The sequence below is a fragment of the Streptomyces sp. NPDC057616 genome (genome assembly GCF_042800575.1).
GTDB lineage: Bacteria > Actinomycetota > Actinomycetes > Streptomycetales > Streptomycetaceae > Streptomyces.
On record NZ_JBHVGU010000049.1, the window covers coordinates 48,973 to 63,700 of the forward strand.

Sequence of the window (14,728 nt, forward strand, 5' to 3'; positions counted from 1 at the left end):
GCCGAACGGGCTCAGGCGAGCAGCGCCGGGATCGTGCCCTCGTGCGCCTCGCGCAGCTCCTCGAGCGACAGCTCGAACTCGCCCTGGAGCTCGACCGTGGTGCCGTCCACGACACCGATGCGGGTGACCGGCAGACCCCGCGCACCGCACATGTCGTTGAAGCGGACCTCCTCGGAGCGCGGTACGGCGACGACCGCGCGCCCCGCCGACTCGGAGAACAGGAGGGTGAACGCGTCGAGCCCGTCCGGGACGACCAGCCGCGCGCCCTTCCCGCCGAGCAGCGCCGACTCCACGACCGCCTGGATCAGACCGCCGTCGGACAGGTCGTGCGCCGAGTCGATCATGCCGTCGCGGGACGCGGAGATCAGGATCTCGCCGAGCAGCCGCTCCTGCTCCAGGTCCACCTTGGGCGGCAGACCGCCGAGGTGGTCGTGGACGACCTGCGACCAGGCCGAGCCGCCGAACTCCTCGCGGGTTTCGCCGAGGAGGTAGAGCAGCTGGCCCTCCTCCTGGAAGGCGACCGGCGTACGCCGGGCCACGTCGTCGATGACGCCCAGGACCGCGACCACCGGGGTCGGGTGGATGGCGGCCTCGCCCGTCTGGTTGTAGAGCGAGACGTTGCCCCCGGTCACCGGGGTGCCGAGCTGCAGGCAGCCGTCGGCGAGCCCGCGGATGGCCTCCGCGAACTGCCACATGACGGCCGGGTCCTCGGGCGAGCCGAAGTTCAGGCAGTCGGAGACGGCGAGCGGCTTGGCGCCGGTGGTGGCGACGTTGCGGTACGCCTCGGCGAGCGCCAGCTGCGCACCCGCGTACGGGTCGAGCTTGGCGTAGCGGCCGTTGCCGTCGGTCGCGATGGCGACACCGAGGCCGGTCTCCTCGTCGATGCGGATCATGCCGGAGTCCTCGGGCTGGGCGAGGACGGTGTTGCCCTGCACGAAGTGGTCGTACTGCGAGGTGATCCACTTCTTGGACGCCTGGTTCGGCGAGGACACCAGCTTGAGGACCTGCTCGCGCAGCTCCTCGGAGGTGGCGGGCCGCGCGAGCCGGCCCGCGTCGTCCGCCTGCAGCTCGTCCTGCCAGGACGGGCGGGCGTACGGCCGCTCGTAGACCGGGCCCTCGTGCGCGACCGTGCGGGGGTCGACGTCGACGATCTTGCCGCCGTGCCAGAAGATCTCCAGGCGGTCGCCGTCGGTCACCTCACCGATGACGGTGGCGATGACGTCCCACTTCTCGCAGATCTCCAGGAAGCGGTCGACCTTGCCGGGCTCGACGACCGCGCACATGCGCTCCTGCGACTCGCTCATGAGGATCTCCTCGGGCGAGAGCGTGGAGTCGCGCAGCGGGACGTCGTCCAGGGTGACGCGCATGCCGCCGGAGCCGTTCGAGGCGAGCTCCGAGGTGGCGCAGGACAGACCGGCCGCGCCGAGGTCCTGGATGCCGACGACGAGCTTCTCCCGGAAGGCCTCCAGGGTGCACTCGATGAGCAGCTTCTCCTGGAAGGGGTCGCCGACCTGGACGGCGGGGCGCTTGGAGGGCTTCGCGTCGTCGAAGGTCTCGGAGGCGAGGATCGAGGCGCCGCCGATGCCGTCGCCGCCGGTCCGGGCCCCGTAGAGGATGACCTTGTTGCCGGCGCCGGACGCCTTGGCGAGGTGGATGTCCTCGTGCCGCATGACGCCGATGGCACCGGCGTTGACCAGCGGGTTGCCCTGGTAGCAGGCGTCGAAGACGACCTCGCCGCCGATGTTGGGCAGGCCCAGGCAGTTGCCGTAGCCGCCGATGCCCGCGACCACGCCCGGCAGGACGCGCTTGGTGTCGGGGTGGTCGGCCGCGCCGAAGCGCAGCGGGTCGACGACCGCGACCGGGCGCGCGCCCATCGCGATGATGTCGCGGACGATGCCGCCCACACCCGTGGCCGCGCCCTGGTAGGGCTCGACGTAGGAGGGGTGGTTGTGCGACTCGACCTTGAAGGTGACGGCGTAGCCCTGGCCGACGTCGACGACGCCGGCGTTCTCGCCGATGCCGACGAGCATGGCGTCCGACTGGGGCGCCTTCTCGCCGAACTGGCGCAGGTGCACCTTGGAGGACTTGTAGCTGCAGTGCTCGGACCACATGACCGAGTACATGGCGAGCTCGGCGCCGGTGGGCCGGCGGCCGAGGATCTCCACGACCCGCTCGTACTCGTCCTTCTTCAGGCCGAGTTCGGCCCAGGGCAGCTCGACGTCGGGGGTCGCGGCCGCGTTCTCGACCGTGTCCAGAGGCGTCCGGCTCATGCGTTGACCAGCTTCTTGAGGATCGAGGTGAAGAACGGCAGACCGTCGGTACGGCCCGTACCGATCAGCGGCTCGACGGCGTGCTCCGGGTGCGGCATGAGGCCTACGACGTTGCCGGCCTCGTTGCTGATGCCGGCGATGTCGCGGAGCGAGCCGTTCGGGTTGAAGTCGAGGTAGCGGAAGGCGACGCGGCCCTCGGCCTCCAGCTTGTCGAGCGTGTACTCGTCGGCGACGTACCGGCCGTCCATGTTCTTCAGCGGGATGTGGATCTCCTGGCCGGCGGTGTAGTCGCTGGTCCAGGAGGTCTCCGCGTTCTCCACCCGCAGCTTCTGGTCGCGGCAGATGAAGTGGAGGTGATCGTTGCCGAGCATCGCGCCCGGGAGCAGGTGGGCCTCGGTCAGGATCTGGAAGCCGTTGCAGATGCCGAGCACCGGCAGTCCGGCCTTCGCCTGCTCGATGAGGGTCTCCATCACCGGCGAGAACCGCGCGATGGCACCGGCCCGCAGATAGTCGCCGTAGGAGAAACCGCCGCAGAGAACGACGGCGTCCACCTGGTGGAGGTTCTTGTCCTTGTGCCAGAGGGCGACCGGTTCGGCGCCCGCAAGGCGGATCGCGCGCTGCGTGTCCCGGTCGTCGAGGCTACCGGGGAAAGTGACGACGCCAATACGAGCGGTCACTTCGCGGCCTCCGCGACTTGTTCGACATGGACGGTGAAGTCCTCGATCACGGTGTTGGCGAGGAAGGATTCCGCAAGATCGTGGATGCGGGCGAGCGCGGCGTCGTCGACCGGCCCGTCAACTTCCAGTTCGAATCGCTTTCCCTGACGTACGTCGGAGATCCCCTCGAAACCCAGTCGCGGCAGTGCGCGCTGGACCGCCTGGCCCTGGGGGTCGAGGATCTCCGGCTTGAGCATGACGTCGACTACGACGCGTGCCACTGGCACTCCCGGTGTGTGGTGCTGAGCAGGTTCCTACAAGTGACTTCAGACTACCCGCACAAAATTTCTACGCGCGTCGACTTGTAGGAAACTACGTGACCGCTGTCACGAGGAGGCGGGAGGGTGTCCGGGGGCGAAAAGTTACGGGAAAAATCTGAGATCGATGCCTGATACCTATTGCGCTCGGACACGCGGAAGGATTTAGTCGGGCTTCACATTGCATTGTCGGGCACTGTACAAATGAATTGTCATCGTGCCGCACGAAGGGACCGATATTCGTGGCGCAGAAGGTCGTGGTCACGCTCTTTGACGACATCGACGGCTCGGAAGCGGCGGAAACGATCGCCTTCGGACTCGACGGCAAGTCGTACGAGATCGACCTGAATCAAGCCAATGCCAAGAAACTGCGTAAGGCGCTCGCGCCGTACGTGGAGGCCGGCCGCAAGCGGTCGAAGTCGGGCCGGACCTACCGGCAGACGGAGGTCGCCCCCGACCCGGCGGCCGTCCGCGCCTGGGCCCAGGCCAACAAGATGGACGTCCCGGCCCGCGGCCGCATCCCCAAGAAGGTGTACGAGGCGTTCAGCGCGGCGCAGTGAGCCCCGCCCGACGACCGGTCACCGGCCCCTCGGGAGAACCGACTTGCGCTGCACCCCTCCTGGTCAGTTAGAGTCTGGAGCACGCCGAGGGGCGAGGCCGAAAAGGCCGAGGCCCACGGAGTACGTGCGGGTGTAGTTCAGTAGTAGAACATCCCCCTTCCAGGGGGAAGGCGCAGTGTGCAATTCCTGTCACCCGCTCTGCACCACCGGTCCGAACCACTCTTGTGGATCAGGTAGGCTGGTGCTCGCGCCGATCGGTGGGAGCCGGTCGGAGGCAATGCGGACGTAGCTCAGTTGGTAGAGCGCAACCTTGCCAAGGTTGAGGTCGCGAGTTCGAGCCTCGTCGTCCGCTCAGGAGTAAGACCCCGGTCCTCAGGGACCGGGGTCTTTTCGTGCGTGGCCGCTTCTGACATTTGTCATGCCGGCCGATGACAGCGCGCACTGCTGGCGGCCCCCGTCCGCCGGGACGCTGAAGTCATGGACACGAACGAACACGAGCACGTGATTGAGGTCACCGACCTGCGGCGTGCGTACGGGGGCGGGTTCGAGGCGGTGCGCGGAATCACCTTTTCCGTGGGCCGCGGCGAGATCTTCGCGCTGCTGGGCACCAACGGCGCGGGCAAGACGTCGACCGTCGAACTGCTGGAAGGACTCGCCCGGCCCGCCGGGGGCCGGGTGCGGGTCCTCGGCCACGACCCGTACGAGGAGCGCGGCGCGGTCCGGCCGCGGACCGGCGTGATGCTCCAGGAGGGCGGCTTCCCCTCGGAGCTGACCGTCGCGGAGACCGCTCGGATGTGGGCGGGGTGCGTGAGCGGTGCCCGGCCGCAGGACGAGGCGCTGGCGCTCGTCGGGCTCGCGGGACGGGCCGGGGTGCGGGTCAAGCAGCTGTCCGGGGGTGAACGGCGGCGCCTGGACCTGGCGCTGGCCCTGCTCGGAAAGCCCGAGGTGCTGTTCCTCGACGAGCCCACGACCGGTCTGGACGCCGAAGGGCGCCGGGACACCTGGGAGTTGGTGCGGGCGCTGCGCGACGCGGGGACGACCGTGCTGCTGACCACGCACTACCTGGAGGAGGCGGAGGGCCTCGCCGACCGGCTGGCGATCCTGCACGAGGGGCGCATCACGGTGACCGGCACCCCGGCCGAGGTGACCGCACGCCAGCCCTCGCGGATCTCCTTCCGGCTGCCCGTCGGCTACTTCCTCGGGGACCTGCCGCCGCTCGGGGAGCTCGGCGTGTGCGGGCACGAGGTGGACGGCGGTCTCGTACGGCTGCGCACGCGGGAGTTGCAGCGGGCGGCCACCGGGCTGCTGGTGTGGGCCGAGCGGGCGCGGGTGGAGCTGCACGGGCTCGACGTGCGGCCGGCCTCGCTGGAGGAGGCCTTCCTCGGGATCGCGCGGGAGAGGGAGGTGGCGGCATGAGTGCGCTAGTCCTCGCTCCCGCCGGACGGCGGCTGACGGCGCTGGCCCGGGCCGAGCTCACCCTGCTCGGCCGCAACCGCGGCGCGCTGGTGACGGCGCTGCTCGTGCCCCTCGCGCTGCCGTTCAGCGTGCGTCCCGCGGTCGACCGGATGGACCTGAAGGCCCAGGGGCTGAACGTCGGCACGGTGATGCTGACGGCCGCGATCGGGTTCTCCTTCCTGTTCGCCGTCTACACCGCCCTGGTGAGCGCCTACGTCGCCCGGCGCGAGGAACTGGTGCTCAAGCGGCTGCGGACCGGTGAGCTCGGCGACGCCGAGATCCTCGCCGGCACCGCGCTGCCCGCCGCATGCGTCGGGCTCGCCCAGTCCCTCGTGCTCTGCGCGGGATGCGCGGTGCTGCTGGACGCGGGGGCGCCCCGGGCGCCGTACCTGACCGTCCTCGGTGTGCTCCTGGGGCTCGCGCTGTGTGCCGCGCTCGCCGCGCTCACGGCCACCGTGACCAGGACCGTGGAGAGCGCCCAGGTCACCGCGCTGCCGCTGGTGTTCGTGTCGATGCTGGGCTCGGGCATCGCGATCCCGACGGAGGTGCTGCCGGACCGGCTGGCGTCCGTGTGCGAACTCCTGCCGCTCTCCCCGGCGATCCGGCTGGTCCGGGGCGGCTGGACCGGCCACCTGAGCGGCTACGAGGTGCTGGGCGCCGTCGCGACCGCGGTGGCCTGGAGCGTGCTCGCGGTGTTTGCTGTACGGCGGTGGTTCCGCTGGGAACCGCGGCGCTGACGGACGGGGAGAGCGCGGTGTTCGGGCAGATCAGAGGGTGGCAGCAGCGGCACTGGCGGGAGCGGACCAAGGCCGAACGGGTCGAGCTGCAGAGCGTCGTCACCTGGTACGCCACCACATGGTTCTTCTCCCTGTGCTGGCTGGCGCTGCCCCTGGTGGGCGGGCTGGAGCGGCGGCCCGCGCCGCTGGCCGCCGGCGGGCTGCTCCTGCTGGTGGGCGCCCTGCAGTGCGCGGAGGCCAACCGGATGACCCGGCCGGTCCTCGACCACTACCTCGGGCGCTGCGAACTCCCGCCGGGCGCGTTGCGCCCCGCCGCGCTCCTGCTGGCACTCGCGCTGGGGCTGACCCTGGTGCTCGCCGCGCTGCACGGCGCCGAACCGGTCGCCGTCCGGCTCGCCCTCGGCGCCTCGCTGCTCCCCTTCGGGCTGCTGTACGGGCTGGTCGCTCCCGTCGGGGTGTTCCTGCGCCGTTTCGCCGTGCTCGCCGTGGTGCTCGTCTGCGCGTTCGGATGGACCGACCCGGAGGTCACCGCCATCGTGATGGTCGGCGTGCTGACCGCCTTCGGGGCGCTCTTCTCGCTGCTGGCCTGCCGCTGCGGCGCCTGGACGCTGTCCGTGCTGTGGGAGGCGGAGCGGGCCCGCGAGGTCGAGGCGCGGCTGGCCGTCGCCGAGGAGCGGCTGCGGTTCGGACGGGACCTGCACGACGTGATCGGGCGCAACCTGGCCGTCATCGCGCTCAAGAGCGAGCTCGCGGTGCAGCTGGCGCGGCGCGGCCGGCCCGAGGCCGTGGACCAGATGACCGAGGTGCAGCGGATCGCGCAGGAGTCGCAGCGGGAGGTGCGGGATGTCGTACGGGGGTACCGCGAGGCCGATCTCGGGGTCGAACTCGCCGGTGCGCAAGGGGTGTTGAGCGCGGCCGGGATCACCTGCGCGGTGCGCGGGGAGGTGGGCGGGCTGGACGGCGAGGTGCAGTCGGCGCTGGGCTGGGTGGTGCGGGAGGCCACGACCAACGTGCTGCGCCACGGCGACGCCGCGCTGTGCGACATCGTGCTGGCCCGGGACACGGGACGGGTGGTGCTGACCGTGGAGAACGACGGAGCCGGCGACGCCGCGGGCGTCGGCGGGTCCGGGCTGGCCGGGCTGCGGGAGCGGCTGTCGGCGGTGGGCGGGACGCTGGCCGCGGGACCGGCCGGCGAGGACCGCTTCCGAGTGGTGGCCGAAGTACCGCTGAGCGTGAGAGAGGTCACCGCATGACCGGCGCCGTACGCCTGCTGCTCGCCGACGACGAGCACCTCATCCGGGGCGCGCTCGCCGCGCTGCTCGCGCTGGAGGACGACCTCGTGATCGTCGCCGAGGCGGCGAGCGGGCCGGAGGCGCTGGCCATGGCGCGGGCGCACCGGCCGGACGTGGCCGTGCTCGATCTGCAGATGCCGGGCGCCGACGGTGTGAAGGTCGCCACATCCCTGCGGTCCGAACTGCCGGGCTGCCGGGTGCTGATCGTCACCAGTCACGGGCGGCCCGGGCATCTCAAGCGGGCGCTCGCGGCGGGGGTGCGCGGCTTCGTCCCGAAGACGGTGAGCGCCCAGCGGCTCGCGGAGATCATCCGCACGGTGCACGCCGGGAACCGTTACGTCGACCCCGAGTTGGCCGCCGACGCCATCGCCTCCGGGGACTCCCCGCTGACCGTGCGGGAGGCCGAGGTGCTGGAACTCGCGGCCGACGGGGCACCCGTCGCGGAGATCGCCGAGCGGGCCGCGCTGTCGCAGGGGACCGTGCGCAACTACCTGTCGTCGGCCGTCTCGAAGCTCGGGGCGGAGAACCGGCACGCGGCCGTGCGGCTCGCACGGGAGCGAGGTTGGGTATAGTTGGCGTCGCGCCATGGCGCAGTGCGGACGTAGCTCAGTTGGTAGAGCGCAACCTTGCCAAGGTTGAGGTCGCGAGTTCGAGCCTCGTCGTCCGCTCCGTACAGGAAGGCCCCGGTCCCACGGACCGGGGCCTTCCTCGTGTCGCTAGCTCCAGCGCGTCCCCGTCAGACGCTCGTACGCCTCCACGTACTTGGCGCGCGTCGCGTCCACGATCTCCTGGGGGAGCTCCGGCGGCGGCTGCTCGCTCCTGCGGTCCCAGCCGGAGGCCGGCGAGGTCAGCCAGTCCCGCACGAACTGCTTGTCGTACGACGGCTGCGCGCGGCCCGGCGACCACTGGTCGGCCGGCCAGAAGCGGGAGGAGTCCGGGGTGAGGACCTCGTCGGCGAGGACCAGGTCCTCACCCTCGAAGCCGAACTCGAACTTGGTGTCCGCGAGGACGATGCCGCGGTCGCGGGCGATGTCGCGGGCGCGGGTGTAGACGGCGAGGGTCGCCTGCCGCAGCTGGGCGGCGGTGTCGGCGCCGACCTGGCGGGCGACCTCCTCGTAGGAGACGTTCTCGTCGTGCTCGCCGACCGCGGCCTTGGTGGCCGGGGTGAAGATCGGCGCGGGCAGCTCGCTGCCGTCGACCAGACCCTCGGGCAGGGCGAGGCCGCAGACCGTGCGGGAGACGTCGTACTCGGCCAGGCCGGAACCGGTGAGGTAGCCGCGGGCCACGCACTCGACCGGGACCATCTGGAGCGACGTGCAGACGGTGGTGCGGCCCGCCCAGTCGGCCGGCGCGCCGGCCGGCAGTTCGGTGCTCAGGACATGGTTGGGCACCAGGTCGGCGAGCTGCTCGAACCACCACAGGGAGAGCTGGGTGAGGATGCGGCCCTTGTCCGGGATCTCGGTGGGCAGCACCCAGTCGTAGGCGGACATACGGTCGCTGGCGACCATCACGAGGTCGCCGGCCTCGTTCTGGTACAGCTCGCGCACCTTGCCGGTGTGCAGGTGCACCAGGCCCGGAACCTGAATCGGCTCGGGCTTTTCTACGAATCCGGACACGGTTCCTCCCCGTGGTTCTGTCCAACGGCTCGATTCTCCCTTATGCCGGAGATCGGTCTTGGTGGGGGGTGGTGGGCGCGCGGCCCGGCCGTCGCGTACGGCGGCTCAGTCGCGCTTGCAGATACGGTCCAGCAGGTTCGCCGTGGCGCGCTGGACCCGGGTGTCGACGTGGCCCGGCCGGTCCAGGGACGGGGACCAGGCGAACGTCCCGGAGGCGAAGACCAGGGCGCCGGAGGGCGCGCGGTACAGCGATGTCTCCTGGTGGCGCAGGACGCCCTCGGCGTCCGTGTAGGGCGAGTGGGCGAGCAGGATGCGGTCCTCGTGGTCGGGCAGCGGGGCGCGCGGGAAGTAACGGTCCGCCTCGCCCGCGACCAGGCCCTCGATCCGGTCGCCCTCGTGGGCGCCGGTCGCCTCCCACAGCCAGTGCCCGGCGTTGCGGACGATCAGGGGGTGCGGTTCGGGGACCCGGCCCGCGTACTGGATGCCGACCAACTGCTGCTCGGGGCGGTCGACTTCGCGCCACAGGACGGGCCGGCCGGGCCCCCGGCGCTTGCGGCAGGTCAGCAGGCGGTCGGGGACCGCGGACGGGGACGGGCCCAACTCGACCTGCCAGTACATGGTGTTGGCGGAGAGGAAGACGAGCGAGGTGCCGTGTTCGCGGGCGCGCTCCACGGTGCGGCGCATGGGCACGGACCAGTACTCGTCGTGGCCGGGGAAGACCAGGCCGCGGTAGCGCGTGGGGTCGACCCGGCCGGCGTGCAGGTCGCGGGCGTCGGCGTAGGCGATGTCGTAGCCGTAGCGCTCGGCCCAGCGGATGAAGTCGTAGGCGTGGCCGACGTGGAGGGGCAGTCCGGCGCCGGCGTACGGGCGGTCGAAGGAGACCGTCGTCGCCGCGTCGGACTCGCCGAGCAGACGGCCCTGCTCGTCCCAGGCGTGGTAGAGGCTCGCGCCCGTACGGCCGTCCTCCGGGTAGAGGTTGTAGGCCTGCCAGGTGACGTCGGGCAGGAGCAGCAGCAGGTCCGCGGGCCGGTCGTCGCGGACCGTGAAGGGGATGTGGGAGCGGTAGCCGTCGGCGGTGGTCAGGACGGCGACATACGCTCCCACGCTCCAGTACGACGGGATCTGCAGCCGCCAGGACAGCCACCAGTGGTGGCAGGAGACCGTACGGTCCGCGGTGAGCGGCGGAGGCTGGACGATGCCGGACAGGCGGGGGCTGTTGGTGATCTTCGAGGCGCCGTCGCCGCCGTAGTGGCCGATGCGGTAGACGTCGACGCCGAACTGCTGGGGCGGGTCGACCGTGATGTGGAAGTCGACGGCCTCGCCCGGGGCGACCGCGCCGGTGGAGACGAAGCCCTTGATCTGGCGGCGGACGTCGTCCGCGGAGCGCGGGCCGCCGGAGGACCGCGGGGACGGGACGCGCGGGGTGTACGGGGCGTCGTCCGCGGACGGCACGGGCGGGTCCAGGTACCAGGGGACCATCTGGCCGGTGTCGCCGAAGTACGTCTCACCGCCGCGCAGCCAGGGGAGGGGGCCCTGGCCGAAGGGGTCGGTCACCGCGTGCGCGAGCGCCCCCGATTCCCAGCGGCGGATCTGCTCCGGCCCCATGGTCGCTCCCCTCCTCGGATCCCCCGTGGTCGCCTGTCGCGTGCCGCAAGCCCTTGCCATGTGCCCGATCGGTCCCAGCACATCACATTGCGCACCCATGCGGTCACTATTCGTTGCGAATTGGCCGAAAGTGGAACGTGATCTTCCGCTACGGTCACACCAGCCGGACGGGCTTCTCGGGCCGTATGCCGGACTCCAGCAGCCAGGACCGCAGGGGAGCCGGATCTCCGTCCTCCACGAGGCTGAGGACGCGGGGGGTCAGGTCCGTGGCGCGTTCGCCGTTGAACAGGAGCGACGGGCCGTCGAGCCAGTCGAGGCCGGGGGCGGCGCCCGCGGTGTCCATCGCCGCGCAGCAGACCATCGCCGTGACGTGGTCGGTCAGCAACTCGCTTGAACTGCGCGGCGGTTGGAGCGGGAAGAGGGGGAAGGTGCCGTCGTCCCAGATGGCGGGGGCCTCCGGCGGCTGGGCGGGCGTGGGCGTCTTCTCCCGGGCCAGCTCCGCGGTGAGGCCCGCGGCGAGCGGGGCGAAGCGGGGGTTGCTGGGCGCGGGTTCGTCGTCCTCGGCCACGCCGTCGCCGGGTGCGGGTGACCCCTGCGGGGGCGTCTCGCCGTGGGCGGCCGACGGTGCCTGCGGGGCGGGCGCGGACCGGGTCGAGAGGTGGTCCAGGACGCGGGCGAGCGTCGGGCCGTCCGGAGTGCGGGTGACACCGACGGTGTCCAGGACCCGGTGCAGGCGGGCGGCGTCGGTGCGCCACTTGCGGTCGACGATCTCGTCCGGGTACTCGTCCCAGTTCACCGGGGACCAGTCGGGGCCGGGGGCGGCGGGGCCGCCGTGGAAGAGGCGGGCGGCGAGGAGGGAGACCGCCTCGTCGACCGTGCCCGGCTCCTCGAGCAGGTCGCAGGCGGGGCGTTCGCCGAGGCGGGAGGCGAAGCCCTCGGCCAGGCGGTCGCGGCGGGAGAGTTCGGTGAGGGCGGCCACGACGCCCGCGTCCAGCCGGGCGGGCCACCGGCCCATCCGCCAGGCGGGCAGCGCGACGCGGGTGAGCAGACGGTCCCAGCCCGCGTAGGCGAGGCCCACCTGTTCCTGGGCGACGATCCGGAGGCCGTAGTCCACAGCCTGTGCACGCTCGGAGGCGGCGGCCGCCACGCCCCGCTCCATCAGCGTCGCGTGCTCCTGGCAGCCGTGCAGCAGCAGCCGGGCCACCCGGCCGACGCCCGCGCACACCAGGCGGGTCAGGGGGCAGCGGCCGGCCGTCGAGGCGACGGCCACCGCGGCGTCCAGGCCGCGCACGAAGCGGCGGGCCGCGGCTATGTCGGGGTGCGCGGAGGGGCCCGTACCGGCGACGACCGGGGCCAGGACCGCGCGCAGTTCGCCGACGCGCATCCACCACAGGAAGGGCGAGCCGATCACCAGGACCGGGGCGGCGGGGCCGCGGCGGTGCGGGGTGTGCGCGCCCGCGAGCTCGTCGTGGCGGTGCTCGGAGGGCGGCGGGCCGTGCGCCGGGTGGGTGCGGTCCTCCAGCCAGCTGTCGCAGTCCGGGGTGAGCGCTATCGCGGAGGGCGCGGGGACGTCGAGCCGGTCGGCGAGGTCGCGCACCATCCGGTACAGGTCCGGGGCGGACTCCTCGGCGATCGCGACCGTCGGGCTCACGGCCGGGCGGGCCCGGGCGACGATCAGGGCTATCGCGCCGGCCGCGAGCAGCACGAGCACGGCGAAGGGGGTCACCGCCCAGCGGGCCACGTGCCAGGCGGGTCCCATGAGATGGCCGGTGGAAGCGCCGGCCAGCAGCACCACGGCGACCGCCGCGGGCAGCAGGGCGACGGCAAGCGCCCGGCTGCGGATGCGCAGCACGGCGAGAGCCCTGGAGCGCGCTGCCTGCGCGCCCGCCTCCACACCCGTTCCGCTACCGGTCACGACCGGACCTCACCCCCTCCCCCGCTGTACTGGATCCCCTGCAGTCCTGGCGTTGCTCACTCCCCCACTGTGGCACCCGCCCCCGACATCGCAATGCCGGTGGGCCAAGTGCCGGACCGCTTGCGCCGCACCATAGTTGGGGGCCCGGGCCTCGTCAGCGGGTTGGGCCAGCGGTCACTCGATGGAATGGCTTTGGTCAGAGGTGGGTGACGGAAAGCGAAGATCAGGCCCGTGTTCTTGACTTGAATTCCAACTCGGGACGCGGGGGCCGGAACGACGGCAGGCCCCTGATGCCAAGACGGATCAGGGGCCTGCGCGGTTCAGCCGGGAGGGGTTACGGGGCGAGCTGCCGTCAGGCGCCCGCCGCCTTCGCCGCGATGTCCGTACGATGCTGCGAGCCGTCGAGCCGGATGCGGGACACCGCCGTGTACGCCCGGTCGCGGGCCTCGCTCAGGTCCTTGCCGGTCGCCGTGACGGACAGCACCCGGCCGCCCGCGCTGACGACCGCGTCGCCGTCCCGCCTGGTGCCCGCGTGCAGCACGTACGCCCGCGGGGCGTCCTCGGCGGCCACCTCGTCCAGACCGGTGATCGGGTCGCCGGTGCGCGGGGTGGCGGGGTAGTTGTGCGAGGCGACGACCACGGTGACCGCGGCGTCGTCGCTCCAGCGCAGCGGCTCCAGGTCGGCCAGGGTGCCGTTCGCGGCGGCCAGCAGGACGGCGGCCAGCGGGGTCTTCAGCCGGGCCAGGACCACCTGGGTCTCGGGGTCGCCGAAGCGGGCGTTGAACTCGATGACCCGCACACCGCGCGAGGTGATCGCGAGACCCGCGTAGAGCAGCCCGGAGAACGGGGTGCCGCGTCGGCGCATCTCGTCGACGGTCGGCTGCAGAACGGTCTGCAGGACCTCCTCGACCAGCTTCGGGTCGGCCCACGGGAGCGGCGAGTACGCGCCCATGCCGCCGGTGTTCGGGCCCTCGTCGCCGTCCAGGGCGCGCTTGAAGTCCTGGGCCGGCTGCAGCGGGACCACGGTCACGCCGTCGGTGATGGCGAAGAGCGAGACCTCGGGGCCTTCGAGGAACTCCTCGATGACCACGCGGTCGCAGGAGTTGGCGTGCGCCTTGGCCGCCTCGATGTCGTCGGTGACGACGACGCCCTTGCCGGCCGCGAGACCGTCGTCCTTGACCACGTACGGGGCGCCGAACGCGTCCAGCGCCGCGTCGACCTCGTCCGGGGTCGTGCACACGTAGGAGCGCGCGGTGGGGACGCCCGCTCCCGCCATGACGTCCTTCGCGAAGGCCTTGGAGCCCTCGAGCTGCGCCGCCTCCTTGGCGGGGCCGAACACCGGGATGCCGGCCTCGCGCACGGCGTCGGCGACACCGGCGACGAGCGGCGCCTCCGGGCCCACGACCACCAGGTCGGCGCCGAGCTCGGCGGCCAGCGCGGAGACGGCGGCGCCGTCCAGCGCGTCCACCGGGTGCAGCTCGGCCACCTCGGCGATGCCGGCGTTGCCGGGGGCGCAGTGAAGCGCGCTGACGTCGGGGTCGAGGGACAGGGAGCGGCACAGGGCGTGTTCGCGGGCGCCGTTACCGATGACGAGGACCTTCACGGGGGTCAGCCTAGCTGGCGTTCCCGCCGAGAACCGGGGGGTGGGTCGGTCGTACGTTCCTCCAAGAGCCCTACTCGTTCGTGAACTCCTCGACCACCGTGGCCCCCAGCTCCCGCACGATCAGCTCGTGGCCGGAGAGGGCCGACTCGTTCAGGTCGGGGTCGTCGTCCTCGGGGATGTCGTCCTCGATGGAGACCGGCGGGGCTTCCGGCGCCGCCGGTCGGGGCGCGGGAGCGGACGGCGCCGGGGACGGCGACGCGGGCGCCGGGGACGAGACGGGCGCCGCGGCGGCGGGGCGCTGTGCGGGTGCGCCGCCGTAGCCACCCGGGCCGCCGCCGTCGTAGCCGCCGGCAGGGGCGGACGGCGGGGGGACCGGGCCGCCGGACGGGTCGACGAGGGCCTCGATCTTCCACTGGACGTTGAACTGCTCGGACAGGCACTGGCGCAGGACGTCCTCGCTGCCGCTGCTCGCGAAGTTGTCGCGGGCGCCGGCGTTGACGAAGGCGAGCTGCAGGGTGGTGCCGTCGAAGCCGGCCACCTGGGCGTTCTGGCTGAGCAGGATCCAGGTGAAGCGGCGGCGGTTCTTGACCGCCTCCAGGATGTTCGACCAGAGCATGCGCGGGTCCAGGCCGCCGCTCGCGGGCGGGGCGGGCGCGGGCGCCGCAGCCTGGGGGGCGGGCGTCGCGGGCGCGGATGCGGCGG

The 14,728-nt window shown here is 72.4% G+C and carries 12 protein-coding genes, 3 tRNA genes and 1 pseudogene; 8 read left to right on the plus strand and 8 right to left on the minus strand.

Annotation, left to right across the window (positions count from 1 at the left end; genetic code table 11):
- Nucleotides 1-11: 11 nt before the first annotated feature.
- Genes purL through purS form a run of 3 tightly spaced genes read right to left on the minus strand, consistent with a single transcriptional unit; the run spans nt 12 to nt 3,207 of the window.
- On the minus strand, nt 12-2,270 hold the full coding sequence (gene purL / locus ACFU97_RS40280; protein ID WP_384266687.1) for a phosphoribosylformylglycinamidine synthase subunit PurL: 2,259 nt from the start codon (nt 2,268-2,270) through the stop codon (nt 12-14).
- Nucleotides 2,267-2,947 carry a phosphoribosylformylglycinamidine synthase subunit PurQ gene (gene purQ, locus ACFU97_RS40285; RefSeq protein WP_384266690.1) on the minus strand — a complete coding sequence of 227 codons (681 nt, stop codon included), beginning with the start codon at nt 2,945-2,947 and terminating at the stop codon, nt 2,267-2,269. The genes purL and purQ overlap by 4 nt, the downstream gene beginning before the upstream one ends.
- The gene (gene purS, locus ACFU97_RS40290; protein WP_384266693.1) at nt 2,944-3,207 is read right to left on the minus strand and encodes a phosphoribosylformylglycinamidine synthase subunit PurS; all 264 of its coding nucleotides are present in this window, start codon (nt 3,205-3,207) and stop codon (nt 2,944-2,946) included. The genes purQ and purS overlap by 4 nt, the downstream gene beginning before the upstream one ends.
- 278 nt (nt 3,208-3,485) lie before the next feature.
- Here purS and ACFU97_RS40295 point away from each other — a divergent pair, with 278 nt between their 5' ends.
- From ACFU97_RS40295 to ACFU97_RS40330, 8 genes are all read left to right on the plus strand, one after another.
- A complete protein-coding gene (locus tag ACFU97_RS40295) occupies nt 3,486-3,803 on the plus strand; it encodes an Lsr2 family protein (RefSeq protein WP_099929933.1) in 318 nt (105 codons plus the stop codon).
- 126 nt (nt 3,804-3,929) lie between these two features.
- Nucleotides 3,930-4,001 (plus strand) — tRNA-Gly (locus ACFU97_RS40300).
- Nucleotides 4,002-4,082: 81 nt separating this feature from the next.
- Nucleotides 4,083-4,155, plus strand: a tRNA-Gly gene (locus ACFU97_RS40305).
- A 125-nt stretch (nt 4,156-4,280) separates the two neighbouring features.
- Nucleotides 4,281-5,219 carry an ABC transporter ATP-binding protein gene (locus ACFU97_RS40310; RefSeq protein WP_384266695.1) on the plus strand — a complete coding sequence of 313 codons (939 nt, stop codon included), beginning with the start codon at nt 4,281-4,283 and terminating at the stop codon, nt 5,217-5,219.
- Nucleotides 5,216-5,995: an ABC transporter permease gene (locus ACFU97_RS40315; protein ID WP_384266697.1), complete on the plus strand. Its 780-nt coding sequence runs from the start codon at nt 5,216-5,218 to the stop codon at nt 5,993-5,995. The genes ACFU97_RS40310 and ACFU97_RS40315 overlap by 4 nt, the downstream gene beginning before the upstream one ends.
- On the plus strand, nt 5,977-7,248 hold the full coding sequence (locus tag ACFU97_RS40320; RefSeq protein WP_384266713.1) for a sensor histidine kinase: 1,272 nt from the start codon (nt 5,977-5,979) through the stop codon (nt 7,246-7,248). The genes ACFU97_RS40315 and ACFU97_RS40320 overlap by 19 nt, the downstream gene beginning before the upstream one ends.
- Nucleotides 7,245-7,859, plus strand: a complete 615-nt coding sequence (locus tag ACFU97_RS40325) for a response regulator (RefSeq protein ID WP_384266700.1) — start codon at nt 7,245-7,247, stop codon at nt 7,857-7,859. The genes ACFU97_RS40320 and ACFU97_RS40325 overlap by 4 nt, the downstream gene beginning before the upstream one ends.
- Nucleotides 7,860-7,882: 23 nt before the next feature.
- A tRNA-Gly gene (locus tag ACFU97_RS40330) sits at nt 7,883-7,955 on the plus strand.
- A gap of 48 nt (nt 7,956-8,003) precedes the next feature.
- Here ACFU97_RS40330 and ACFU97_RS40335 read toward each other — a convergent pair.
- The 5 genes and pseudogenes from ACFU97_RS40335 to ACFU97_RS40355 all read right to left on the minus strand — a co-directional run.
- Complete coding sequence (locus tag ACFU97_RS40335) at nt 8,004-8,903, minus strand: phosphoribosylaminoimidazolesuccinocarboxamide synthase (RefSeq protein WP_384266701.1); 900 nt, start codon at nt 8,901-8,903, stop codon at nt 8,004-8,006.
- A gap of 105 nt (nt 8,904-9,008) precedes the next feature.
- Entirely contained in the window at nt 9,009-10,508 is a 1,500-nt protein-coding gene (locus ACFU97_RS40340; protein ID WP_384266703.1) for a N,N-dimethylformamidase beta subunit family domain-containing protein, read from the minus strand.
- Between the two features lie 154 nt (nt 10,509-10,662).
- Nucleotides 10,663-12,423: a hypothetical protein gene (locus ACFU97_RS40345; protein WP_384266706.1), complete on the minus strand. Its 1,761-nt coding sequence runs from the start codon at nt 12,421-12,423 to the stop codon at nt 10,663-10,665.
- A gap of 352 nt (nt 12,424-12,775) precedes the next feature.
- Complete coding sequence (gene purD / locus ACFU97_RS40350) at nt 12,776-14,026, minus strand: phosphoribosylamine--glycine ligase (RefSeq protein WP_384266708.1); 1,251 nt, start codon at nt 14,024-14,026, stop codon at nt 12,776-12,778.
- 70 nt (nt 14,027-14,096) lie between these two features.
- Nucleotides 14,097-14,728 (minus strand): annotated as a pseudogene (locus tag ACFU97_RS40355) (DNA polymerase III subunit gamma and tau); the annotation flags it as partial.